The organism is Natrinema pallidum DSM 3751, from assembly GCF_000337615.1.
In the GTDB taxonomy this organism is placed as follows: Archaea; Halobacteriota; Halobacteria; order Halobacteriales; family Natrialbaceae; genus Natrinema; species Natrinema pallidum.
In genome coordinates this window covers 24116-47057 of sequence record NZ_AOII01000081.1, presented here as the reverse complement: position 1 = coordinate 47057, position 22942 = coordinate 24116, and the positions used below count along the sequence as shown (strand labels likewise).

Below are 22942 nucleotides of genomic sequence, written 5' to 3'. Positions count from 1 at the left end.
AACCCGACGAACTCTCCCGCTATCAACTTGACGCCTCGGAACGCTCGGGCGGGCGGAGCGTCCGGGCGGCCGACCCGCCGACCGCGTACCTTTTTCCGTCGCTCGAGAAAACGCTAGCTACATGGTCGACGTCCTCGATAACAAGCGGGCCGCGACGCGGTTCCGGATTCTCGTCCAGATCGCCGAGCGCCAGCCCGCAGTCAGCCAGGGGGAGATCGCCGGGGAAGTCGGCGTGACGAGCCAGGCCGTCAGCGAGTACATCCGCGAACTCGTCGACGACGGCCTGGTCGAGAAGGAAGGCCGATCGCGCTATCGCGTCACTCGCGAAGGTGTCGACTGGCTCTTCCGGGCAGCCGACGACGTCCGCCGGTTCGCCGACCACGTCACCGGCGACGTGCTCGGCGCGATGAGCGAAGACGCCTACATCGCGACCGCGGACATCGAAGAAGGCGAGACCGTCTCGCTGACGGTCGAAGACGGACTGCTCCACGCCACGCCGGACAGCGACGGTCCCGCGACCGGCATCGCGACGACCGACGCCGAGGCCGGAACCGATGTCGGCGTCACCAGTTTCGAAGGCGTCATGGACCTGGTTCCCGGCTCCGTCACCGTTCTGCAGGTCCCCTCGATCCGCACCGGTGGCAGCCGCGCGATCGACGACGAAACGGTTACCGACGCCTGCGACGGTGCCGATATCGTAGTCGCCGCCGGCGTCGAAGCCATCGTCGCTTGCCGACAGGCGGACGCCGATCCCGACGTCACGTTCGCCGTCGGCGAGGTCGCGGCCGACGCCGCGAACCACGGACTCGAGGTCACCGCCGTGGCCACGACCGACGCCGTCGGCCGCGTCACCGACGCGCTCCGGGACGCCGACATCTCCTACGAAGTGCTCGAAGGCTGAGTCGACCGGCCGTACTCCGGGAGCTACTCGAGACATACGACAGCGAGGGCTCTCGCGGCGCGTCGGCTTTCGAAAAGGGACTCGTGCTCCGCCGTCCGGCGCTGCCGGTCGCTGCCGTCAGCCGATGTATCGCAGATCGTCGTCCGTGGGCACGTCCATCTGCTGTTGTTGCTCCATCTCCTGGATCTTGCCGATGACTTCCTCCATCTCGTCGGCCCGCTCGTCGAGGGACTCGTACGCGAGGTCGAAGCCGAGTACGTCCTCGAGCACTTCCAGCACCGCGCGGGCGCTCTTGGGGTCGACGAGATAGCCGCTGGTCTCGCCCATCAGGCACGTCGCCTCGAAGCCGCGCCGCTCGCCGAGTCCGAGCAGGAGTCCCGAGACGCCGACGATGCCGCCGGCGGGTTCGTCCTCGCGGAACTCGACGCCCGCGTCCTCGAGCGGCTCGAGCAGCGACTCGTCGTTGACGGCCCCGACGACGGCGTACTCGTCGATGAGCTCGCCGGTTGGGACGCCGCCGAGCGCGTACGCTTCGGTCGCACCGAACGCCTCGGCGATGTCGAGGAAGGCGTCGGTCAGCGTGTAGTGGCCCGCGTTGCTCTGTGCCTGATGATCGCCGGTCAGCAGGAGGAGATCGCGGCCCTCGGGAACCTCGACGGCGTGAATCTCAGCGCAGGTCAGTTCCGAGACGCCGTCCTCGACGCTGACCTGCGGCGGGAACTCCCGAGAGTAAAGCCGCCGGACGAGCGTGCTCTCACCCTCGAGTTCCTCGAGTAAGTGCTCGACCGCGAGGGTGCCGACGTGTCCGACACCCGGCAACCCTTCGACGAGGACGGGGTCGTCCAGTTCGACCTCGGCGACTGCGTCGATCTCGAGTTCGTCCATACCGTATCAGCGGCGGCGACGTTTAAGAGCGCGTCGGTACTTCCCGTGTGGGTCGTTCGGATCGAACGGTGCCGGCGCGCTGTTTTCCGCGTCCGCGCCGCAGTCGGGACAGCTATCCGAAAGGGTATACACCGGGCTGTCGTGGGCCTCGCGCCACGCCGAGCACACCCGAATGTCGGATTTCATTACTCGTCGTCGGTCCGGCGCTCGCGATGGTATTCGCCCGTCCCGCCGTGGCCTTCGATCGCCGTGACTGCCCGCTGTGCGCTCTCCTCGAGTTGGGATTCGGCGGTCTTGTAGTTGGGCGCTCGAACCGTAATTCGGTACTCGGGTGCGCCGACGTAGCTCACTTCGAGATCGACTTCCTCGGGCACCTCGCCGTTGCCTTCGGCCGCTTCGAGGGCCTCCCGAATGCCGTCGACGCCGGTCTCGGTCGGATTCTCGAGATCGACGTAGCCGGTGACGTTGACGTACGGTACCGAGACGTTTTCGCGGGCCGTTTCGACGATCGATGCGATTTCGTCGTCGTCGAGATCAGTGTCGTCGAGGGCCTCGTCGCCGTGGATCGCGGCCTGCTTGAACCCTTCGTAGAGCCCACCGTGGATCGCGATCAGTTCGTTGGCGATCGCGGTGTAGTCCTCGTCGGCGATCTCCTCGCCGAAGGCCAGTTCCATCCAGTTGTCGGCCTTCTGCTCGTTTTTCCACTCCTGGATCTTGTCGGAGCGCTGGTGGTCGTTGACGTCTTTCAGGGAGAGATCGATCTGCTGGGACCCCTCGTCGACGTCCAGGACCTTGCAGACGACGATCTGGCCCTCACGGACGTGATCGCGGACGTTCTTGATCCAACCGCTCGCGACTTCGGAGATGTGGATCAGACCGCGCTTGTCCTCGTACTCCTCGAGATCGACGAAGACACCGAAGTCCTCGATTTCGTCGATCTTGCCGACGACGAGTTCGCCGGGATCGGGCCAGCCGCTGTACTTCATCGTGACTCGACTGTCTCAACGATCTCGTGTTCGATCTCGGCTTTCCCGCCGGCCGGCCGCACGAGCGTCGTGCCACAGACGGCACAGGCGACCTCCGAGGAGGCCTTGCCGAAGACGGTCTGTTCGTTCTCGCAGTCACCGCATCGAACGCTGTAGAAATTTCCTGCCATTGGAATCACTCCTGGAACTCGAGTCGGCCGGTGCGCCATCCCTCGCGGAGGTGGGCCTTGCCGCATTCGCCGCAGCGGTACTTGAGATCGGTCTTCTTGGTGGGCTTCTCGCCGACCGGCACCTTCGAGAAGCGACCGGAGTTACCGATGCTCGAGGTGCTCCGCCGGGTTCGGCGAGCGTCCCATTTCAGCCCCGAGGAGCGACCGGTTCGGGCCTTCTCGACTTCGTGTTCGTGGTGTTCGTTGCAGTGCGGACAGTACGTATTGAATCGGCGTGGCATCTGCATAGTTATCTCACTTGCCGTGGCCTAAGATAGCGCTGTTTAAAACCCGTTTGGTTCGTCGTCGCTCGTTACTGCCGGCTGTCGTTTCGATCCGGACGGCTACTCCCGGGTCCGAAGCGTTTAATCCGCTCTCCTGTGAACGGCCGTCCATGAAGCAGCTCATCATTCACGGCGATCCCGGAATCCGCAACGGGGCCATCGTTCGGTACGAGGGGGACGAGGGTGACTCCGAGGTGGTCTGTTTCGGGATCAATCGAAACGGGGAGTATCACGGTCCCGATCGGGTCCAGCTCTGGTGTACCGTCGGCAGCGAAGACGAATACGAGGACTACGAGAAACGAAACTTCACGCCCCACTTCCTCGACGTCGACCGCGTCGACGCCGACGACGTCGAAGTCGTCCGATCGAAGAGCGATCTCGCGGTCTGAGCGTCGTCGCGGCTCGGTCGTCGGCCCGTTCCCCGAGCCGTCTCAGAACGTTTTTCTTCCCGCGGCTGGCATGCGGACGAATGGGTCCCGCGAGTGGCTACCCGTCTCCCGACCCGTTCGGAACGACGCGTCGCTCGACGACTCCGATCGCGATCCGGGGGACGACGATCGAGCCGCTCGAGAGCGAACACGACGATGAGTGATTCCCTATCAGAGGCCATCCGGACGCGGGTTCGTGCGCTGCTTTCGACGTCGCGGTTTACCCAGTTCGTCGGGGTGGGGACCGTCGGTGCCACCGTCGACACGGTGGTGCTCGTGGCGCTCGTCGAGGCGACGTTTCTCGGACCGGTCGTGGCGAAGATCCTCTCCTGGGAGCTCGGGATTATGATTATCTTCGCCATCAACGAGCGGTGGACGTTCGCGGAGTACGGGCAGGTCGGGTTGGGACCGTTGGTGAGGCGGTTCCTCCGCTCGAACGGCGTCCGGTTCGGCGGGTTTCTGGTGACGCTGGCCGTCCTGCGCGTCCTGGTCCAACAGTTCGATGTCTGGTACGTGGCCGCGAACGTGATCGGGATCGGCGTCGGCTTCTTCGTCAACTATACCTGTGAGAGCCTCTACACCTGGCAGGTTCACCAGGAGTAGCGATAAAAACCCGCATACGGCACCCGAATCACAACCCTTAACTAGTGCACTCGGGTATGATGTGATAGCGGGATGGGATAGCCAGGAGATTCCGGCGGGCTCATAACCCGCAGACCGGTAGTTCAAATCTACCTCCCGCTATGTTTTGGCGCGAACGAATCCGTGACCGTCATCCATAGCACGGCAGTCGTTTGAACCGGGAAGCGGCTTCGCTGTGACCGTGGTTCAACCCGCTCGCGTACTTTTCACGTACTTTTCGGGGAGTCACCGACGAGCACGGCCAGGAGTGAGGTGTCCCGGCATCGATGCTCGAGCGAGAAAACCGGGGCCGTCACTCCGTTATTTCGATAGCCGTGCTGTCGACGAGTCCGCGATCGGCCGCGTCGGCCCGCGCGACCCGGACCGCGATCGTGTAGGTGCCGGGATCGACGGGTTCCCACTCGTCGTCGGCGACCTGGATGCGCTGGGGCCACTGCCGTCGGAACGTCTTGCGTTCGCCGCGGGTAAAGGAGAACGCGGCGGGCCGGTCCGGAACCGCACGCGGCAGTTTCGACGCCGCTTGCAGCCCGTCGACGGTCCAGAGCCAGCGGTTCGGCGACTCCGTACGAAGCCGAATCGGGAACGGGAGTCGGTTGCGGAAGGTGACCGTGATGTCGACCGGGTCGCCGGGCTCGTACCGCCGCGCGTCCGTCGACACGCCGACCTCGATCGCCCGGTGGCGCAGCGCCGTCGGCGTGAACGCGTGGCTGAACGCCGCCCAGTCGATCGTCCGCGGCCCGTCTCGCGACTCGTCTTCGTCGGGGGCGAACGGGTCGTCGTTCGTTCGCTCGAGCGCGCGAGACTCGTAGATCCGTCTCATCGCGTAACCTCTCGTCGGTCGGCCGCCCGCGCGGGCCGCTTTCTGTATCCGGTTGGTGCGTCGGTAGTCCGGCTAGTCATCGTCGGGTCCCCGTTGAACGCCGCCGGCATTCGTGTCGCTCCCGTCCGACTCGGCGTCGCCCGCGATTCGGTCGTCGAACCGATGGCAGGCGATCGGGTGGTCGGCCGTCCCCGGTTCCAACACCGGCGCGGCCGTCTCGCAGGGCGTCTCGAACGCCGACGCGAGACGCCGTCGCGCTTCGTCGAGGTCGCCGGCCGCGGCGGTCTCGAGCGCGGCCGTCAGAACGGCGTCCGCATCCGGATCGGAGAGCCGATCGGGAATCCCGTAGGCGTCCCGGAGCGCCGCCGCGACGTCCGCGTGAGCATCGGGACGGGAGAGCAATGCCTCGAGTCCGGCGTCGGCGTCCGCTTGTGCAAGACGGGTCCGTAACGACATCACGGCGCGGAACGCGTCGTCCGCGAACTCGTAGGCCGCGGGCGGGACGACTCTCGGACAGCGGGGATGGAACCGACAGCCGGCGGGCGGCTCCGTCGGCGACGGGACCGACCCCTCGAGAACGGTCCGATCGCTTTCCCAGCAGGGATCGGGTTCGGGAATCGCCGACAACAGCGCCGCCGTGTACGGATGGGACGGATCGTCGAAGACGGCCGCCGTCGGTCCGGTTTCGACGATCTCGCCGAGGTACATGACGGCCACGCGGTCGGCCATGTGCTCGACGACCGAGAGATCGTGGGCGATACACAGATACGAGAGGCCGAACTCGTCCTGGAGGTCGGACAGCAGGTTGAGGATGCGGGCCTGGACCGAGACGTCGAGCGCGGAGACCGGCTCGTCGCAGACGACGAGTTCGGGTTCGACCGCGAGCGCGCGGGCGATCCCGATCCGCTGGCGCTGCCCGCCCGAGAATTCGTCGGGATACCGACTCGCGTGGCCGGCCCGCAGCCCGACCGTCTCGAGCAGTTCTCGAACGCGCTCGTCGCGGCGGTCGGGGGGAACGATATCGTGGGCCGTGAGGGCTTCAGCGATGCTCTCGCCGATCGTCAGTCGCGGGTCGAGGCTGGCCGTGGGGTTCTGGAAGACGTACTGGATCTCCGTCCGGAGCTCCCGCAGGGCCGATCGCGAGCGGTCCGTCAGTTCGGTGCCGCGGTACGTAACCGAGCCGCCGGTCGGCTCCCGCAGTCCGAGGAGCGTTCGGCCGAGAGTCGTCTTCCCACAGCCGCTCTCGCCGACCAGTCCGAGCGTTTCGCCCGCGTAGAGTTCGAGATCGACGCCGTCGACCGCTCGGACCGTCTCGCCGCGGCCGAGCAATCGATCGAGGAGCCCGTCCGCGGTGGAGTAGTACGTCTCGAGCCCCGTGGCCCGGAGGAGCGGGGCGTCCTCGGCCGTCGTCACCGCGTCTCACCCCGCCGAGTCCCCGGATTCCGTTCGCGACATGGATCGTCCGCTCCTGTCTCGCTCCCGTCTCGGACCTGGACTTCGTAGTCCAGCCCGGCCTCGAGATCGCCGGTGTACTCGAGGCAGGCAGCGAGGTGTGCGTCGGGGCCGGCGTCGACGGCCGAGGTCCCCGAGGCGGCCCCGACGAGCGACGGGTTCCGACGGGCACACGCGTCCTCGGCGAAGGGACAGCGCGGATGGAACCGACAGCCCGTCGGCGGGTCGACCAGGCTCGGCATCGTCCCGGGGATCGTCGCGAGGCGGTTCCGATCGTCGCCGAGTCGGGGTATCGACGCCAGTAGCCCGGCGGTGTAGGGGTGTTTCGGGTCGTAGAACAGGTCCTCGACCGGCGCGCGCTCGACGATCTCGCCGGCGTACTGGACCAGTACCCGATCACAGAGTTCCGCGACGACGCCGAGATCGTGCGTCACGAGCTGAATCGCCGTCTCCGATTCCCGGGCGAGGTCCGCGAGCAGTTCGAGGATGCCGGCCTGTACGGTGACATCGAGTCCCGTCGTCGGTTCGTCACAGATCAGGAGGGCGGGGTCACAGGACAGCGCCATCGCGATGACGGCCCGCTGTTGCATGCCGCCGGAGAACTCGTGGGGATAGTCGGAGTATCTCGTTGTCGCGTCCGCGATCCCAACCCGCTCGAGGAGGTCGATCGCCCGCTCGCGGGCCTCGCGATCGGTGACGGGTTCGTGGGCGCGAATCGCTTCGGCGATCTGTTCGCCGACGGTGTAGACCGGATTGAGCGCGGCGTCGGCATCCTGGAACACCATGGCGATGTCGTTGCCGCGGATCTCCCGGAGGTCGGCGGCCGAGCACTCGCGGAGGTCGCGGCCGTCGAACCGGATCTCCCCGCGGACGATCTCGCCGGGGTCACGGAGCAGACGGAGGAGCGCCAGGCTGGCGACGCTCTTGCCGGCCCCGCTCTCGCCGACCAGTCCCACCGTCTCGCCCGCGCGGATCTCGTAGCTGATGCCGTCGACGGCACGGACCACGCCATCGTCGGTGTAGAACTGCACGACGAGATCGTCGACCTCGAGCAGCGCCATCAGCGCATCCGCCTCCGGTCGTCGCTCGCGTCCCGGTGGGGATCGAGCGCGTCGTTGACGCCATCGCCGACGAGGTTGATCGCCAGCACGAACAGGAAGATCGCGATCCCGGGGAAGACGGTGACGTGCCAGTGGCCCTGGAGCAGCGAGTCCCGTCCTCGAGAGAGCATCGCGCCCCACTCGGCGGTGTCGGCTTCCAGGCCGAGCCCGAGAAAGCCAAGCGCCGCCGCCGTGAGAACGACCGTGCCGACGTTGAGCGTCGCCTGGACGACGACGGGCGTGATCGCGTTCGGGACGACGTGGCGACGGATAATCGTTCGGTCGGGGATGCCGAGCGCTCTGGCCGCCGTGACGTACTCCCGTTCGCGGACGGAGAGGACTTCGCCGCGCAACAGCCTGGCGTAGCCGATCCAGCCGGTGACGACCAGCGCAACCACCAGTTTCCAGAAGCCCCGTCCGAGGATCGCGACGGTTCCGATCGCGAGAATCAGGAACGGAAAGGCGTACAGGACGTCGACGAGACGCATGATGATTTCGTCGACCCAGCCACCGAAATAGCCGGCGATCGCGCCGAGGGGAATCCCGACGCCCAACGCCAGCGAGACGGCGACGAGGCCGACGGTCAGGGTGTAGCGGCCGCCGACGAGCACTCGAGAGAACTGATCGCGGCCCGCCCAGTCGGTGCCGAAGGGGTGGTCCCACGACGGCGGCGCGTTCGCCGGGCCGACGAACGGCTGCGCGGGATCGTACGGGGCCAGCGACACGGGCTGGAGCGTCATCGTGTACTCCGCCGTCGAGACCTCGATCGGGCGGGCGAAGACCGCGAGCACTGCCATGACGACGATGATCGTCAGCCCGGCCATCGCCGTCCGATCCCGGCGGAACCGCTGCCACGACCCGGCGGACCGGGATCCGGGTCCCTCGAGTGCGGTCCCGGACCTACTCGCCCCCGCTGTCGGGCCCGTCCGCGACTGCGTGTCGGCGGTCGGTCGATCGGTGCGCCCGGCCGGTGGCTCGGCAGTCGCAGCCAGTGACCCGTCGCCGTCATCGCTCGAGGTCGCGTCGCCGGGTCGATCCGAGTCCGCGTCGTCGAAGCCGACGATGCGAATCCGGCCGCGGTCGGTGGTGGGTTGTCGGTCGCTCATGGTTAGTATCGGATGCGTGGATCGAGTACCGCGTAGACGATGTCGACGAGCAGGTTCGCGAGGACGATCGAGACGCCGATGAGCAGGACGCCGGCCTGAATGACCGGATAGTCCCGCTGGAGGATCGACCGGACGAGGAGTCGTCCCATGCCCGGCCAGGAGAAGATCCGTTCGACCACGACGGCACCGTCGATCAGAAACGCGAGTTGGAGCCCGGTGATCGTTACGACCGGGAGGAGAGCGTTTCGCAGGACGTGTTTCAGGATCACCGTTCGTTCGCGCAGCCCCTTCGCGCGCGCCGTCCGAACGTAGGCCGCATCGAGTTCCGCTAGCATCGACGACCGCAGCAGCCGCGTGACGAAGGCGGCCGAGGCCGTTCCGAGCGTGATCGTTGGCAGGAGCATGAACTTCGCCATCGCGAGGCTCGCCAGCGGCGCGTCCGGCGGGATCACGCGAACCCAGCCGAGTCGCACGCCGAAGATCAACAGGAGGACGAGTCCGAGCCAGAAGTTCGGCGTCGCGATCCCGGCAAGCGCGGCGAGCCGACTGAGCTCGTCCGCCGGCCCGCCGCGCCGGACTGCGGCGACGATACCGGTGGGAACGCCGATCGCGAGCGCGAGCAGCCACGCCGCCCCGCCGAGGGCGAGCGTCGCGGGCAGCCGGCGGCCGACCGTCGCCGCGACGTTCCGACCGGTGATCGGCGACTCGCCGAACTCGAGGACCAGCACGTTCCGCACCCACAGCAGGTACTGTTCCCAGATCGGCCGGTCGAGGTGGTATTCGGCCCGAATCGAGGCCTCAGTGGCGGGGCTGACGCTCCGGAACCCGACGAGCGCATCGATCGGGTCGCCCGGGAGCGCGTGGATGAACGAGAACGTCAGCGCGGTGACGCCGAGCAGGACTGGAACCGCGACCGAAATCCGCGTGAGGACGTAGCGTCCGAGCGACATTGATGGGGTAGTCAGGGCGACCGCACGTATTCGTCGGCGATCCGCTCCTGAAACTCCTCGTCTGCGTACGCCTCGAGCAGCGGCGAGATCGGGGTGTACGCCGGTTGGCCGACCCCGTTATACACCTCCTCGACGATCCGCTCGCGCGGAAGCAACATGTTACAGCCCCGGCGGACGGCAGCGCTGGAAAACGGCTCGCGGTAGAGCGGGTAGATCAGCATATCGAACCCGCCGCCGACGTGGCGGTCGACGCCGTAGGCGTCGTCGGCGGTCAGGTCCGCAAGGCTCGCCGACGGGACGCCGTAGCTGACGTCGATATTCCCGGCCTCGAGTGCGCCCTGTCGTGACGCCGGTTCGGTGATCACCTCGAGACGAACGGTTTCGACCGGTGCCGTCGCCGGAACCGTCTCCGAGCCCTCGAACCAGTACTCGTCGAACCGTTCCAGCCGACAGTCGTTGCCCGCCTGGTAGTCGACGAACCGATACGGGCCGGTTCCGATCGGGGTCGACTCGAGGTCGAGATCACCGTCGATCGCCGCCATCGGGACGATCGGAACGTCGAACAGTCGCCGCTCGAACGGGCCGTACTCCCGTCGGCAGTCGATGTCGATCGTGTAGTCGTCGACGATCTCGCTGTCACCGTACCAATCGAAGACGTCGGCCTCGCGCGGTTCGCCCTCGTAGCGTTCGAACGAGCACTTGATGTGGGCGGCGGTGAGTTCCTCGCCGTTGTGAAACTGGACGCCCTCCCGGAGGGAAAACCGATACCGCGTGGTGTCGAGCCGCTTCCATTCGTCGGCCAAAACAGGCTGCACCGTCCCGTCGAAGTCGATACCGGTAAGCCCCTCGTACACGAGTTGCGTCGCCTGGCTCGAGGCGGTGTCGTTCATCGACGCGGGATCGGTCGTCGAGATATCGCTTCCGAGGTCGCCGACGAGTTCCGTGCTCCCCTCGAGTTTCGTGAAGGTGTCGGCCCAGGGGGCGTAGACCGCGTTGTACGCTCCCGTCTCGAGCGGATACGCCTGCCACCCGCTGACAGCGTCGGCATCCCAGACGTGTGTCACCTCGCCGAATCGAACGAACGATACCGGAGCGTCGGCGACCAGTCGCTCCTGTAACTGCCGGTAGATCTCGACCCGTTCGTCGAAGACCGTTTCCTCGAGTCCGGTCTCGATGTACTCGTCGACGGTCTCGTCGGCGTACTGATTGACGTTGAGTCCGTTGGGCGGGTGGCTGTCCGAGTGAAACAGCATGTTGACGTAGTCGTCGGGGTCCCAGCCGCCGGTCCAACTGACGATGAAGAGGGCGTTTTTGTTCTCGTCGGCCGCCGTGGTCAACAGATCGAGATGCGTCGTCCACTTGTATTCCTCGATCGATATCTCGAAGAAGCCGGTGTCCTCGAGTTCGGACTTGAGGAGCGTCGCAACGCGGCTTCGCTCGGTACCCTCTGTGACGACGATCGTCGTTTCGAACGGCGGGTCGGTATCGGTCGCCGCGAACCCCTGTTGAATCAGCTCCTCGGCCGGCCCGTCGGCTTCGACGCTGTTACTGCGGATACAGCCGGCGAACCCGGAGATTCCCACCAGACCCACGCTCGTCAAGAGCGAACGCCGCCGGATCGGTCGCCGCTCGCGCGATCCGACGCTATTTCCTGGCATCGGTATGTAATTCAAATCGTAGCGACATATTCCTTGTGATAGGTGTACACGGACAAGTGAAGCGACCGGGAATATCGCTCGAAAACCGGCGAGTAACCGACGCTACTTACTGATCGCCTTCTTCGTCGATGATGACGACTTCGCCGTCGACGACATCGACGTTGATCAGCGTCTTGACGTTGTAGTCGGTGTCGGCGACTTCGTTCTCCCCGCCGACCTTTTTGATGACCGCGACGGTGTCGACGACTTCCGCACCGATCTCGTCGAGTGCGGTGAGCACCGAGGCGAGCGTGCCGCCCGTCGAGAGGACATCGTCGAGGACGAGCACGCGCTCGCCCTCGCGAACGTCGTTGATGTACATCTCGTTCTCCGAGTAGCCCGTTTTCTGGGAGATCGCGACCTCGTCGTCGAGTCCGTACTGGCGCTTCCGGATGACCGTCAGCGGAATGTCGGTCATCAGCGAGACGGCGGTCGAAATGTGAATCCCCATCGCTGCAGGGGTGACGATCCGGTCGACCTCGTCGAGTTCCGCCTTCCGGATGATCCGAATGACGATCTCCCGCAGGAGGGTGGGGTCGAGTTTCGGAACGCCGTCGCTGATCGGATGGACGAAGTAGTGATAGCCGTTCTTCTCGATGATCGGCGCCTCCAGGAGCGACTGCTTCAACTGATCCATGTCGTCGGTGGGACGGTAGCGGAGTAAAAGTTGACGATACGAGCGAGCGGCCCGACAGATGCGAACGTCTCACATCCAGCGCGCCGGTCCAGCCGACCGTTCGGTCGGTCGAAACACCCATATCGTCGCCTCGAGCACGTTAGCCGGCCCTTCCGGCACACCGATCGCTACTCGTCGGTACTGTAGCTGAGTTCCGGCGGCTGGTCTCCGTGACCGAGGCGCATGTTCCGCTCGTGGTAAATGTGTGCGCCCGCGGTCAGCGTGAACGTCACCGCGATCATGGCCGTCCACGCCAGGTTCGACAGTCGGACCAGCGGATAAATCTCGAGCCAGAGCGCGGCGACGAGCGCGCAACTGATCGCACCCAAGGAGAGGTACAGTTCCCGCCACGCGAACTCCCGACCGGGAACGATCTCGAGGTAGACGCTGATATCGCGCGTGCGCTGGGTCGCCTCGATGACGCCCTGGTCGGAGTCGAACCGGAGGATGCCGGACCCGTCCATCTTCGGGAGGTGCGTCTGCTGAAGCGTGGTGTAGACCCGTTTTCGCTGTTCGGGCGTAACCGCCTCTAACGTCGTCTCGTACTCCCAGGCGGCGACCTGCTGGGCCAGATCGCCGAGTTCGACCGGTCGGTCGTCCTGCTTGAGATACTGCAGGACGTAGCGCCGCCGCTGGTTCCGCAGGACTTCGAATATTTCACCTTTCGAGAGCGGGTCGTCGGTCACGGCGTCCTCGGCAGCGTCGTCGGCCCCCCCATCACCGGTATCGGTCTCGTCAGTTCGCTGTCGCTGTACCACCTCGATCACCTCGAAGCGCCGGCTGACGCCGGTGATCCCTTCCCTTCCAACTCCGATCGTCTATCCATTATGCCGGTCGGATGAACCCCACCCATATAATTGTCCTGACGGACTCGAGTTACAATTAACTATCTGTCACGTTCGGCGACAGTATCGCCGCGATCGAGTCGGCGATTTCGCCACCCAGTCCGGTTTTCGTCCCCTCGTACCGAGCCGCATCGCTCGCGTGGACCAGCAGGGCGTTGGTCCGCTCGGCACCCATCACGCTCGCGTCGTTCGCGACGACGAACGCGAGGTCGACCCGCTCGAGCGTGGTCCTGGCCTGTTCGATCATCGCGTCCTCGTCGCCGGTGGTCTCGGTCTTGAAACCGACGATCGGGAGGTCGGGATGGGCCGAGCGGAGTTCGTCGATCAGCTTCGGCGTCGGCTCGAGGTCGAGCGTAAGGTCCTGGCCCGAACGGATCTTCTCCGCGCTCGTGTCGACGGTGTAGTCGCCGATCGCCGCGGCGGAGACGAGCGCGTCGGCGTCGTCGCAGGCCTCGCGCGTGGCTGCGAGCATGTCCCGAGCGCTCTCGACCGTGCGGACATCGGCGTAGGGAACCTCGGGACCGTCGTGGACGAGCGTCACGTCCGCCCCGCGGACGTAGCAGGCCGTCGCGACGGCCCGGCCCATCTTCCCCGATGAGCGGTTCGTGATAACCCGAACGGGGTCGATCGACTCGCTGGTCGCCCCGCTCGTGACCACGACGTGTGCGCCCTCGAGCGGCCGATCGCCCGCCGCGCGGGCCGTATCGCGGACGATCGCTTCTTCGCTGGCGATCTTGGCCTTCCCCTCCTCGATGCGGGGATCGACGAAGTCGACGCCCCACTCGGAGACGGTGTCGATGGCCTCGAGCACGCCGGGGTGGTCGTACATCGGTTCGTGCATGGCGGGCGCGATCACGATCGGCGTGTCGGCACCCAGCGCGGTCGTCGCGCACGTGGTGACGGGCGTGTCGTCGACGGCACCGGCGATCTTGCCGACGGTGTTGGCCGTCGCGGGCGCGATCAGGAGCACGTCCGCCCAGCCGTCGTATCCGCAGAGGTCGACGTGTTCGACGCCGCCCGTGATCTCCGTGACGACCGCGTTCTCGGTCGCGAACTCGACGGCCCAGGGGTGGACGATCCCCTGTGCGCTGTCGGTCATCACCCCGCGGACCGCGGCACCCTGCCGTCGCAGTTCGTGGGCCAGTTCGACTGTCTTGACGGCGGCGATCGAACCGGTCACCCCGAGCGCGACGTTGACTCCCTCGAGCATTCACCTCGCAGTTCACGCGTGGCCGGTTTATCAGTACCGCCATCGGCGACCGAGCGTCAGTCGCGTCGCGGGCGCGCCGCTGCCGTCGATCCCATCTCCGTGTCGTCGGACCCGGATGCCGCCGCGGGCTCCGACGGGGTCGCGACGCGGTCGTCGCGAGAGAGTGCCTCGAGCGAGACGACGAGACCGGCACCGACGAGGACGAGTGCACCGGACACAGCGAAGGCGACGAAGTAACCGGCGGTAGCGGCCCACCCGCCCAGGACCCCGCCGAGTCCGCCGCCGACCGCGCCCAGTGCGACGTAGGCGCCGAGTATCTCGCCACGGGCGCCGGCCGGCGCGAGTCGAGTGACGATCGCCGTCCCGACGACGGCGATCCCCGCCCACGTGACCCCGAGCAGCGCCAGCACGAGGCCGGCAGCGCCAAACGCGAGCGAGGCACCCAGTCCCGTGACGGCGACGAGCGACGGGAACAGCGCTCCTCTGGCAGCGAGCGCGCCCGACTGGAGACGGCGAACGTCGTACCGGGCCGCGAGCCGCCCGGCGGTTTCGTAACAGACCGCGGAGCCGAGGCTCGAGGTCAGATAGAGCGCGAAGACCCGACTCGAGTCGAAGCCAGCGTCGGTCAGGAACAGCGGAAGGGGTGCCCAGAAGGCCGCGGAGCCGGTAAAGAAGAAGAGGCCGGCGACGAAGTACGTCGTCAGCGCCGGATCGAATCGGTCGGCGAGTCGTCGCGGGTCGATGCCACGCGTCGTCCAGTAGAGCCGGTTCGGCGAGAGGGCGAAAGTCGCGCCTCTGATACCGCGGCCCGAGTCCGCGAGGAGCCGTCCGATCCGCCGGGCGGCGCGCTCGTCGGTGACGTGTGCCGACGGCGCGGGCCGGGGAAGCGTTCGCGCCGCGAGGACAGCGGCCGCGCCGGCACAGGCCGCGAGCACCCAGAACAGCGTCCGCGTCACCGTGCCGGCCGCGAGCAGCCGGCCGCCGACGAACGGCCAGACCGTCCCGAGGACGAGCCCGCCCGCCCAGCCGTACCCCTGGTACTTGTTCACCAGGCCGATCCGCTCGCTCCACGCGGACTCCGGCGCGTCGTCGACGACGAGCATCGTCAGGACGGGCCCGACGGACGAGACGAACAGCCAGAGAACCGCGTTCGCGACGATGACGGCCGTAATCGACGTCAGGAAGGGAATCGCGGTGAGCGACGCGGCGACGCCGATCAGGGTTCCGAGCACCAGCGGTCGACGACTGTCAACTCGATTCGCGACTCGCCCGAATACGATCGCACCGGGTGCGCCGACGACGGCCGCCGTCGCCGCCAGGACTCCGAGCTGTACCGGCGTTGCACCGAGCAAGACGAGGTAGAGCGGGACTAACAGCGATGCACCACCGAAGGCGATCGAGCCGAGTCCCCAGGCGGTGAGCCAGCGATCAGTGATTACCGTCACCTCGGACGCGAACTGATAAACCGTGGTGATATTCGGACCGAGCCATCGGACCCCGTGGCCGAAACGGCCGGCCGACCCGAACCGGCGACGGGATCACCGCCGGCATCAGAACACCGTTACGAGGCTGCCGAAGAGACCGAGCGTCACGAGGAACCGGCCGAGGCTTCCGACGAACGTCGCCAGCGCGAATTTTAGGTAATCCGTCTCGAGGACGGCGAAGGCGTAGATCGAGATCGTATCGGGGAAGAACGGAACCGAGAGGGCGATCGCGAGGCCCCCGTAGCCGTACCGTTGGGCCAGTTGGACGGTGCGGTTCTCCGACCACGCCAGCACGTCCCACCGGGACCGGCGGAGCCACCGCGTTATCGGTCCCGAGTGTTTGACCTCCTGTCCGAGGTGGAACGCGAACACGCTGCCGGCCATCTTTCCGGTCGCGCTGACGAGCATGATACTCGAGAGTCGCAGCCACGGGGGCAGGCCGATCTCGAGCGGCGCGAGGAGGACGACCTCGCTGGGGCCCGGCAGGACGAACGCGATCAGAAACGAGTAGACGAAGACGATTCCCATGCCGCCCCAACCGGTCGCGGATTCGACGATGGCCTCGCCGCTCCCGACGAGGAGTCCGTACAGCACGTCGAACACGAGAAGCGATGGGAGCGGAAGTATGCCGTTCATGGCTGATCAGTTGCTCGGGCGGTCAACGCCCGGTCGGTCGACCGATCGGCCGTTGGGTGCGGCGGGACATGGCCGAGAGGGACTGTGCGACCATCACGACCCCCACGTCCATCGCGCGTCGAGGACGTACCGATACACGCCACTGAGCGCGATGGCCATCCCGTTGGCCAGCAGGTACGGCAGGTGGACCCATTCGACGAAGCCGAAGAGGACGCCGAGCTGGATCGGAATCGCCGTCCCGCGGACGACGTTCGTCTTGAGCAAGCCGACGAGATACTCGGTTGTTCCGGTGTTCTGTGACGCCTCGAAGGTCCAGGCGTTGTTGAGCACGTACGACAGGACGATCGTGATCTCGATGGCGATCACCGCCCCGAGCAGATAATGGAGGCCGACGTTGTCGACGAACGCCCAGAGCAACCCCATCTGTACCCCCGCAGCCACGATGCCGACGATCACGAACCGCCGCAACTGGCGCGCGAACGGGCCGTCGACGAGACTGCGAAGGAATGATCGGATCATGCTAGCGGTAGCCGAGTGCCGACAACCGTGCCTCGAGGTCCTCGTCGACGCCCTCGTCGTCGGCCGTCGCCTCGTCGTCGGGGTCCCGGAGCGTGTTCGCATGCGCCGTCGCGACCGGCGCGAGCGATTCGATCACGTCCCGCTGTTCCGGCGTCGGCTCCGTCGCGAGGTTCGTTTGCTGTCGCGGATCGTCGGGCCGATAGTACAGTTCGGGCTCCCCGGTGGCGACGTTTTCGATGTAGGTCCAGTCTCGATTGCGGGCGCTGACGAGGAGGTCACCGTCCGCAAGCGAGCGCGGAATCGGTTGGGCCGTCACCGAGTCGTCCCGGACCGTGACCGAGACGACCGGGTCGTCGGCGGGCGACTCGTCCCCGACGACGCTGGGGACGAGCGTGTCGCCGGTCCACGACGCCGGGGCCTCGATGTCCAGCAGATCGGTCACCGTCGGGGGGATCGAATCGAGTCCGACCTGCCCCTCGACTCGGCCCCCCTCGGCACCGGGAACGTCGACGATGAGCGGGACCCGAATCAGTTCGTCGTACAGTTTCGGATAGTGGGCGAGATGGCCGTGTTCCTGGAACTCCTCGCCGTGATCCCCCGCCAGAACGACCGCGGTGTCGTCGGCGAGATCGTTCGCCGAGAGCGTCTCGAGGAGTCGCCCGATGCTCGCGTCGACCTGTCGGACCGCCGCCTGATAGAGCGTTCGAAGGTCCGAGAGGGTGCGATCGCTGACGCCCAACCCCAGTCCGGTCCGGGTGTGGGCGAGCAGCATTCTGTGGGTCCCGACCCGGTCGTCCGAGACCTCGCGGATGTAGCGTGGAGCGGGGACGTATGGCGTGTGGGCGTCCATGTAGTGAACCCACAGGAAGAACGGCGACGACGTCTCCGCGACGAACTCGCTTGCGGCGTGCTCGATGTCGAACAGCCGGGACGTATCGAGGAACGGCCGATCGTCGGTCTCGCCCCGGAGCCACGAGCCCGCGCGGCGGATCGGCGAGGCGGCCAACTGAAGCCAGGCCTCGACGGTCGGATGCGTCGCGAGATAGCGGCTGTAGACGCTCGAGCCGACGTTCGCGACGAACGAGTCGAACTCGTCGAACCCGTCGTCGTACCCCCAGTGGGTCGTGAGAAACCCGTTTGCGGCGTTGAACCCGCCGGTCGCGACGCCGGCGTCCGAAACGGTCTCGGCGAGCGTCGGGGACTCCTCGACGCCGATTCGTCCGTTGTCGGCGAACACGGGCCGCGAGGAGAGAATCGACGGGAACGAAAAGGGCGTCCAGTTACCGGTCGCGAAGGCCCGGTCGAAGACGGTCCCGCGGTCGGCGAGGGAATCCATGACGGGCGTGTGGCGGTCGCTTTCGTACGGACCGATCGCGTCCGCCCGCAGCGAGTCGACCGTGACGAGCACGACGTTCGAAACCGATGTATCGGATGTCATTTCTCTCCAGCACTCCCGCCGAGCAATGTCAGTTCGACGTACTGATTCGGCCCCACTGAACGAGATCGACAGAACCGTCGCGAATCGGCCCCGTACCGACTCGTCCGAACTGGTGGAACACGAAGTTGTGGTCGAATCGGGTGGTAACCGGAATGAGAGTTTCGGTATCCACGAAATAGTAAAAACTTCTTGATAGCATTCGCTCTCGAGCCCTGATATATTTAATTCAATTATATATCGTAATCGATTTTTAACCACTCGTCGTTCGCCGCCGATCGCCGCCCGGTCCGATCAGTGCCCTTCGCCGGACGACACTCATTGGTTACCGAACCGATAGTCGCAACCGAAACGATTGACACACTGATCGCAACGCTGTCGTGCGATCAGGTGTTCGCTGCCGTTCAGTTTCGACTACAGGTCTCTCGGCGCGTTCCCGGACTGGCCGCCAATAGTATAAGTGGCCGCTTCATCTCTCTCCGGGTATGCGTGTCGCAATTCTCGCACACGAGAAATTCCCTGACCGAGCCAAGACAGCACTCGGCGTCCTCCGGTACGCCGATCACGACGTCGTCGCCGTCCTCGATCGAGCGAACGACGACCGACGCGTCGCGGACCTCGTTCCCGACGTTCAGGACGCGCCGATCGTCTCCGGAATGGCCGACCTCGAGCCCGACGCCGTCGATGCCCTGCTGATCGGGATCGCGCCGATCGGCGGCGGCTTCGACGAGAGCTGGCGCGAGGACGTGCGGACGGCCCTCGAGAACGGCTGTGACGTGATTTCCGGATTGCACTACTTCCTCGCGGACGACGCGGAGTTCGCTCGGCTGGCGGCCGACAACGACTGCGAGATTCGCGACGTTCGGAACCCGCCGGCGGATCTCACGGTTGCCGACGGCGTCGCCGACCAGGTCGACGCCGAGGTGATCCTCACCGTCGGCACCGACTGTTCGGTCGGCAAGATGACGACGACGATGGAACTCGCCCGCGACGCCCGCGCGGCCGGACACGACGCCGCCGTCATCCCGACCGGCCAGACCGGGATCATGATCGAAGGCTGGGGCACGCCGATCGATCGCGTCATCAGCGACTTCGCCGCGGGCGCGGTCGAGGAGTTGATCCTCGAGAAGGGCGACGATCACGACTACCTGTTCGTCGAGGGCCAGGGCAGCATCATTCATCCAGCGTACTCGGCGGTCACGCTCGGCATCCTCCACGGGTCGATGGCCGACACGCTCGTCCTCTGTCACAACGCCGGACAGGACGCGATCCACGGCTACGAATCAGTCCCGCTGCCGTCGATGCAGACCTACATCGATCTCTACGAGAGCATCGCCGCGCCGGTCGCGGACAGTCGGGTCGTCGCCGGCGCGCTCAACACCGCCGGCCTCGAGAGCGACGAGCAAGCCCGCGAGGCCGTCGACGAGTACGCCGATGCGCTCGGTCGCCCCGCGACCGACGTGATCCGTTTCGGGACCGAGGAGTTGCTCGAGGTGCTGTGCTGAGATGAGCCTCGAGACCGCCGTCGAACGCCGCTCGCTCCCCCTGGAGTTCCCGTTCGGGATCGCCCGGGGAACGACGACCGAGACCGAGGTGCTCTTCGTCCGGATCGACGCCGACGACGGACCAACGGGCCTCGGCGCTGCCGCCCCGGCGACTCACTACGGCGAGACCGCAGACACCGTCGCGGCCGTCCTGCCCGACCTCCTCGCGGTCGTCGAGGACGTCGGCGACCCCCACCAACTCGAGCGGATCGAACGTCGCATGCGCGACACGGTCCGGCGGAATCCGGCCGCGCGGACCGCAGTGAGCATCGCCCTCCACGATCTCGTCGCGAAACGGCTCGAGGTCCCGCTGTACCGATACTGGGGACTCGATCCCGACGACGCCCCCGCAACGTCCTACACCATCGGGCTGGACGACCTCGAGACGATGCGCGAGAAGACAGAAACGGCCGTCGACCGAGGGTACGACACGCTGAAAGTCAAACTCGGCACCGACCGCGACCTCGAGATCGTCCGGACGATCCGGTCGGTCGCGCCCGACGTGCGACTGTTCGTCGACGCGAACGAGGCCTGGACGCCACGCGAAGCGGTCGCGAAGATCGACCGGCTCGCCGAGTTCGACCTCATGTTCGTCGAACAGCCGGTCCCGGCCGAGGACCCCGAGGGACTGCGGTTCGTCTTCGAGCGGTCGGCACTACCGATCGCCGCCGACGAGTCGTGTATCACGCTCGCGGACATTCCCCGGATCGCCGACCGCTGTGACATCGCGAACCTGAAACTGATGAAATGCGGCGGCCTGCGGGAGGCCAGACGGATGATCAGCGCCGCTCGCGCCCACGGCCTCGACGTAATGTGCGGCTGTATGACCGAATCCAACGCCTCGATCGCGGCGGCCTGTCACCTCGCGCCGCTGCTCGACTACGCCGACCTCGACGGCTCGCTGCTGCTGGCCGACGACCCCGCCGACGGCGTTCCGATGCCCGACGGCCGGATCGACCTCGGCGGCCTCGAGCGCCCGGGCACGGGTGCCGTCCTCGAGTCGGCAGGCGACTGACGCGCCGTTCCGCCACGCACGACCCCGCGACGAATGTCGGCTTCGGCGACTCTCAGTCCGAGCGGCAACGGGGTTTCTTACCGACGGTCGATGTGGTTCGTGCTGGGATGGACGACAGTAACGGCGAGCGAAACGTGTCCCGACGGGCGCTGCTCCGGGCATCGGCCGGGACGGTCGCGCTTTCGGGTATCGGCAGCGCGCACGCCACCGGGGGGACGGGGGACGCCACAGGCGCGTCACAGTTCGACGACGACTGTCCGGAGGCCACCCTCGAGCCCAGCATGACCGACTGCGAGGGGGCGACTATGGAGGGCTGTGCGGACGATCACCCGGCGACGACGGCCCTCCGGTCGGCGGTGACCGACGCCCTCGAGACGCGGTATCCCGACGTGGACGCGCTGCTCGACGCGGGGTACAAACCGTACTTCGACACGCTCGAGATGGGCGACGATAGCTGGTCACACTGGCTCAACCCGACATTCATCGGTGACGACGAACTTCTGGACCCCACCCGGCCGGAGTCGGTTCTCGTCGACAACCAGTCATGGCGGTCCCTCGGCGTCATGTTCATCGCGACGAACGAGGGGGAGCCGGTCGAACCGCCGGCGGTGTACGGCGCGGACGACGACGAGCAACGGTGTTCGCCGTGGCACGCCCACACCGGCCTTCCCGGCCGGTTCGCGTGGTGGTTCTATCGGCAGACCTACGAGCAGGCGTCCACGGACGGCCTCCTCGAGTTCCCCTGCCGAACGCCCTGTATGCTTCACGTCTGGCGGGTCGACCACCCTGAAAGCGTCTACGCGCACGACGCGCCGCCCGACGACTACCGCGACCTGCCGCCCGCGGACGAGCCCGAGTTCGATACCGACGCGGTCCCCGGCGAAGACGACCTCGACTGGAACGCGCTGCCGGAGGCGGTCGTCCCCGATCGGCTGCCCGGCGATCGCTCCCCGACCGCCCCGCTCGGGCTCGAGTTCGGCCGCTAACGGCCGCGCCACGACCGCGGTTCGCGCGGCGCGCTGACAGCCGCGCGATGGGACGGTGTGGGCGGCGCCGACACCACACGAAAGCGGCCGATCGCACCGAGCAGGCGCTGTCGATCCGCCGCAGAACCTCGCCACGGAAAACTACGCGCCGACGGTTCGACTGAGTCGACGCCTCGGACCCGACACGAGGCCCGCTTCCGGACCGACCGCCCGGCGACCGATGTCGGTTGGGTGGTGGTGGTGATTTCGAACGGCGGGACCGACCGGTCGGCTACCCGACGGGACTCGCGGCGAGCCCCGGGCTAATCCTCGCGGTGGACGAGCGCGGGCGGCACCGAACAGCCACAGGGACTGACCGACGCCGTCATCGGGCCGGAGACGGTGAGGAACGCGATCCGCCGACCACAGCGCGGACAGTCGGGCGGTGCCGACGACGCGGCGTCGTCACTCGCCGCCCCGTCGCTACCCATCGCACCCACCACTCGCACGCCATGACAGCAGCGAGGCTACTCGCGTCGGGCGATTCGGCTGTCGTGCGGGATGTTTATATCCCGGTAGAATGTACGCAATCATGCTTGCAATCCCCTCGCCGGGGTTTGGAAGCGAAGTCTCGGGTGGTTCCAGCACCCGGGACGTTTCGATACGTCCCCTGCTTCTGGAGACCCGCTTCCGTCCGAATCGTTGTCCTATACTAACTTATATCTACTGTTACTTCCGTGAAAGCGAGTCGTCTCCGCCGAGATCAGCACCCCACTTCAGCCCTCACTACACGGGCCGATTCCAGTACTACAACCAGTCATCCGGGAGTTCGTCCTGATGAGCCACGATCATCTCCAAGAACGGTCTGATGTCGTCGAAGTTCGGCCCCTTCGTTACCTCGTGGGTGTCCCGATCCCAGTCGATGAACCCGTAGTCCTCTAACAGCGGCAGATGCGTATGTTTCATCTCGGTGAGCAACCTTGCCTCCTCCATATCGGTCGTCTCAATATCGCCAGTGTAGAGTTTTGATTCATCCTCCGGGTTGTGAGATAACATGTGAATCAACAATCGACGCCGATGGACGTTCACAATTGATTGGAAAAATCTATCTACACTGGACATGCACCCTTATGTCTCCTCACCCACTTAAATA

General features: G+C 66.3%; 27 protein-coding genes and 1 tRNA gene. 8 read left to right on the top strand and 20 right to left on the bottom strand.

What is annotated here, in order from left to right:
• Nucleotides 1-121 precede the first annotated feature (121 nt).
• Nucleotides 122-901: a DUF7839 domain-containing protein gene (locus C487_RS13145; RefSeq protein ID WP_006186277.1), complete on the top strand. Its 780-nt coding sequence runs from the start codon at nucleotides 122-124 to the stop codon at nucleotides 899-901.
• A 117-nt stretch (nucleotides 902-1018) separates the two neighbouring features.
• Here C487_RS13145 and C487_RS13140 read toward each other — a convergent pair whose 3' ends face one another.
• Genes C487_RS13140 through C487_RS13120 form a run of 5 tightly spaced genes read right to left on the bottom strand, consistent with a single transcriptional unit; the run spans nucleotide 1019 to nucleotide 3229 of the window.
• On the bottom strand, nucleotides 1019-1786 hold the full coding sequence (locus tag C487_RS13140; protein WP_006186276.1) for a proteasome assembly chaperone family protein: 768 nt from the start codon (nucleotides 1784-1786) through the stop codon (nucleotides 1019-1021).
• A 6-nt stretch (nucleotides 1787-1792) separates the two neighbouring features.
• Nucleotides 1793-1972 carry an RNA-protein complex protein Nop10 gene (locus C487_RS13135; protein ID WP_006186275.1) on the bottom strand — a complete coding sequence of 60 codons (180 nt, stop codon included), beginning with the start codon at nucleotides 1970-1972 and terminating at the stop codon, nucleotides 1793-1795.
• Nucleotides 1972-2772, bottom strand: a complete 801-nt coding sequence (locus tag C487_RS13130; RefSeq protein ID WP_006186274.1) for a translation initiation factor IF-2 subunit alpha — start codon at nucleotides 2770-2772, stop codon at nucleotides 1972-1974. The genes C487_RS13135 and C487_RS13130 overlap by 1 nt, the downstream gene beginning before the upstream one ends.
• On the bottom strand, nucleotides 2769-2942 hold the full coding sequence (locus tag C487_RS13125; RefSeq protein ID WP_006186273.1) for a 30S ribosomal protein S27e: 174 nt from the start codon (nucleotides 2940-2942) through the stop codon (nucleotides 2769-2771). The genes C487_RS13130 and C487_RS13125 overlap by 4 nt, the downstream gene beginning before the upstream one ends.
• Nucleotides 2943-2947: 5 nt before the next feature.
• Nucleotides 2948-3229: a 50S ribosomal protein L44e gene (locus C487_RS13120; RefSeq protein WP_006186272.1), complete on the bottom strand. Its 282-nt coding sequence runs from the start codon at nucleotides 3227-3229 to the stop codon at nucleotides 2948-2950.
• Between the two features lie 146 nt (nucleotides 3230-3375).
• On the opposite strand from C487_RS13120, the gene C487_RS13115 reads away from it, so the two are divergent.
• The 4 genes from C487_RS13115 to C487_RS13105 all read left to right on the top strand — a co-directional run bounded on the left by C487_RS13115 (nucleotide 3376) and on the right by C487_RS13105 (nucleotide 4437).
• Complete coding sequence (locus C487_RS13115; RefSeq protein WP_006186271.1) at nucleotides 3376-3654, top strand: HAH_0734 family protein; 279 nt, start codon at nucleotides 3376-3378, stop codon at nucleotides 3652-3654.
• Nucleotides 3655-3734: 80 nt separating this feature from the next.
• Nucleotides 3735-3857, top strand: coding sequence for a hypothetical protein (locus tag C487_RS21720; protein ID WP_275039945.1), 123 nt, complete (start codon nucleotides 3735-3737; stop codon nucleotides 3855-3857).
• On the top strand, nucleotides 3850-4296 hold the full coding sequence (locus tag C487_RS13110; RefSeq protein ID WP_006186270.1) for a GtrA family protein: 447 nt from the start codon (nucleotides 3850-3852) through the stop codon (nucleotides 4294-4296). Before C487_RS21720 ends, C487_RS13110 begins: the two co-directional genes overlap by 8 nt.
• A gap of 66 nt (nucleotides 4297-4362) precedes the next feature.
• Nucleotides 4363-4437, top strand: a tRNA-Met gene (locus tag C487_RS13105).
• Nucleotides 4438-4627: 190 nt separating this feature from the next.
• On the opposite strand, the gene C487_RS13100 is transcribed toward C487_RS13105, so the two are convergent.
• The 13 genes from C487_RS13100 to C487_RS13040 all read right to left on the bottom strand — a co-directional run bounded on the left by C487_RS13100 (nucleotide 4628) and on the right by C487_RS13040 (nucleotide 18268).
• Nucleotides 4628-5155 (bottom strand): hypothetical protein, encoded by a 528-nt coding sequence (locus C487_RS13100; protein ID WP_006186269.1) that lies wholly within the window; start codon nucleotides 5153-5155, stop codon nucleotides 4628-4630.
• 72 nt (nucleotides 5156-5227) lie between these two features.
• Complete coding sequence (locus tag C487_RS13095) at nucleotides 5228-6568, bottom strand: ABC transporter ATP-binding protein (protein ID WP_006186268.1); 1341 nt, start codon at nucleotides 6566-6568, stop codon at nucleotides 5228-5230.
• Nucleotides 6565-7668: an ABC transporter ATP-binding protein gene (locus tag C487_RS13090; RefSeq protein WP_006186267.1), complete on the bottom strand. Its 1104-nt coding sequence runs from the start codon at nucleotides 7666-7668 to the stop codon at nucleotides 6565-6567. The genes C487_RS13095 and C487_RS13090 overlap by 4 nt, the downstream gene beginning before the upstream one ends.
• Complete coding sequence (locus C487_RS13085) at nucleotides 7668-8813, bottom strand: ABC transporter permease (RefSeq protein WP_006186266.1); 1146 nt, start codon at nucleotides 8811-8813, stop codon at nucleotides 7668-7670. The genes C487_RS13090 and C487_RS13085 overlap by 1 nt, the downstream gene beginning before the upstream one ends.
• Nucleotides 8814-8815: 2 nt before the next feature.
• Nucleotides 8816-9763, bottom strand: coding sequence for an ABC transporter permease (locus C487_RS13080; RefSeq protein WP_006186265.1), 948 nt, complete (start codon nucleotides 9761-9763; stop codon nucleotides 8816-8818).
• Between the two features lie 11 nt (nucleotides 9764-9774).
• The gene (locus C487_RS13075) at nucleotides 9775-11421 is read right to left on the bottom strand and encodes an ABC transporter substrate-binding protein (RefSeq protein WP_006186264.1); all 1647 of its coding nucleotides are present in this window, start codon (nucleotides 11419-11421) and stop codon (nucleotides 9775-9777) included.
• 106 nt (nucleotides 11422-11527) lie between these two features.
• Nucleotides 11528-12097 (bottom strand): hypoxanthine/guanine phosphoribosyltransferase, encoded by a 570-nt coding sequence (hpt, locus tag C487_RS13070; RefSeq protein WP_006186263.1) that lies wholly within the window; start codon nucleotides 12095-12097, stop codon nucleotides 11528-11530.
• Between the two features lie 167 nt (nucleotides 12098-12264).
• Nucleotides 12265-12903: a DUF7344 domain-containing protein gene (locus tag C487_RS13065; RefSeq protein WP_006186262.1), complete on the bottom strand. Its 639-nt coding sequence runs from the start codon at nucleotides 12901-12903 to the stop codon at nucleotides 12265-12267.
• 115 nt (nucleotides 12904-13018) lie between these two features.
• Entirely contained in the window at nucleotides 13019-14191 is a 1173-nt protein-coding gene (gene coaBC / locus C487_RS13060; RefSeq protein WP_006186261.1) for a bifunctional phosphopantothenoylcysteine decarboxylase/phosphopantothenate--cysteine ligase CoaBC, read from the bottom strand.
• 56 nt (nucleotides 14192-14247) lie between these two features.
• Nucleotides 14248-15627 (bottom strand): MFS transporter, encoded by a 1380-nt coding sequence (locus tag C487_RS13055; protein WP_049908146.1) that lies wholly within the window; start codon nucleotides 15625-15627, stop codon nucleotides 14248-14250.
• 114 nt (nucleotides 15628-15741) lie between these two features.
• On the bottom strand, nucleotides 15742-16311 hold the full coding sequence (locus tag C487_RS13050; protein WP_006186259.1) for a YqaA family protein: 570 nt from the start codon (nucleotides 16309-16311) through the stop codon (nucleotides 15742-15744).
• A gap of 93 nt (nucleotides 16312-16404) precedes the next feature.
• Entirely contained in the window at nucleotides 16405-16830 is a 426-nt protein-coding gene (locus C487_RS13045) for a GtrA family protein (RefSeq protein ID WP_006186258.1), read from the bottom strand.
• 1 nt (nucleotide 16831) lies between these two features.
• Complete coding sequence (locus tag C487_RS13040) at nucleotides 16832-18268, bottom strand: sulfatase (protein ID WP_006186257.1); 1437 nt, start codon at nucleotides 18266-18268, stop codon at nucleotides 16832-16834.
• 482 nt (nucleotides 18269-18750) lie between these two features.
• On the opposite strand from C487_RS13040, the gene C487_RS13035 reads away from it, so the two are divergent.
• From C487_RS13035 to C487_RS13025, 3 genes are all read left to right on the top strand, one after another.
• A complete protein-coding gene (locus C487_RS13035) occupies nucleotides 18751-19770 on the top strand; it encodes a DUF1611 domain-containing protein (RefSeq protein ID WP_006186255.1) in 1020 nt (339 codons plus the stop codon).
• Between the two features lies 1 nt (nucleotide 19771).
• Nucleotides 19772-20824 (top strand): dipeptide epimerase, encoded by a 1053-nt coding sequence (locus tag C487_RS13030; RefSeq protein ID WP_006186254.1) that lies wholly within the window; start codon nucleotides 19772-19774, stop codon nucleotides 20822-20824.
• Between the two features lie 107 nt (nucleotides 20825-20931).
• A complete protein-coding gene (locus tag C487_RS13025; protein WP_006186253.1) occupies nucleotides 20932-21810 on the top strand; it encodes a hypothetical protein in 879 nt (292 codons plus the stop codon).
• A 302-nt stretch (nucleotides 21811-22112) separates the two neighbouring features.
• Here C487_RS13025 and C487_RS21075 read toward each other — a convergent pair whose 3' ends face one another.
• Both C487_RS21075 and C487_RS22245 read right to left on the bottom strand, forming a co-directional pair.
• Nucleotides 22113-22280: a hypothetical protein gene (locus C487_RS21075; protein ID WP_006186252.1), complete on the bottom strand. Its 168-nt coding sequence runs from the start codon at nucleotides 22278-22280 to the stop codon at nucleotides 22113-22115.
• Between the two features lie 316 nt (nucleotides 22281-22596).
• Nucleotides 22597-22911 carry a DUF7344 domain-containing protein gene (locus C487_RS22245; RefSeq protein WP_449406435.1) on the bottom strand — a complete coding sequence of 105 codons (315 nt, stop codon included), beginning with the start codon at nucleotides 22909-22911 and terminating at the stop codon, nucleotides 22597-22599.
• Nucleotides 22912-22942: the final 31 nt, after the last annotated feature.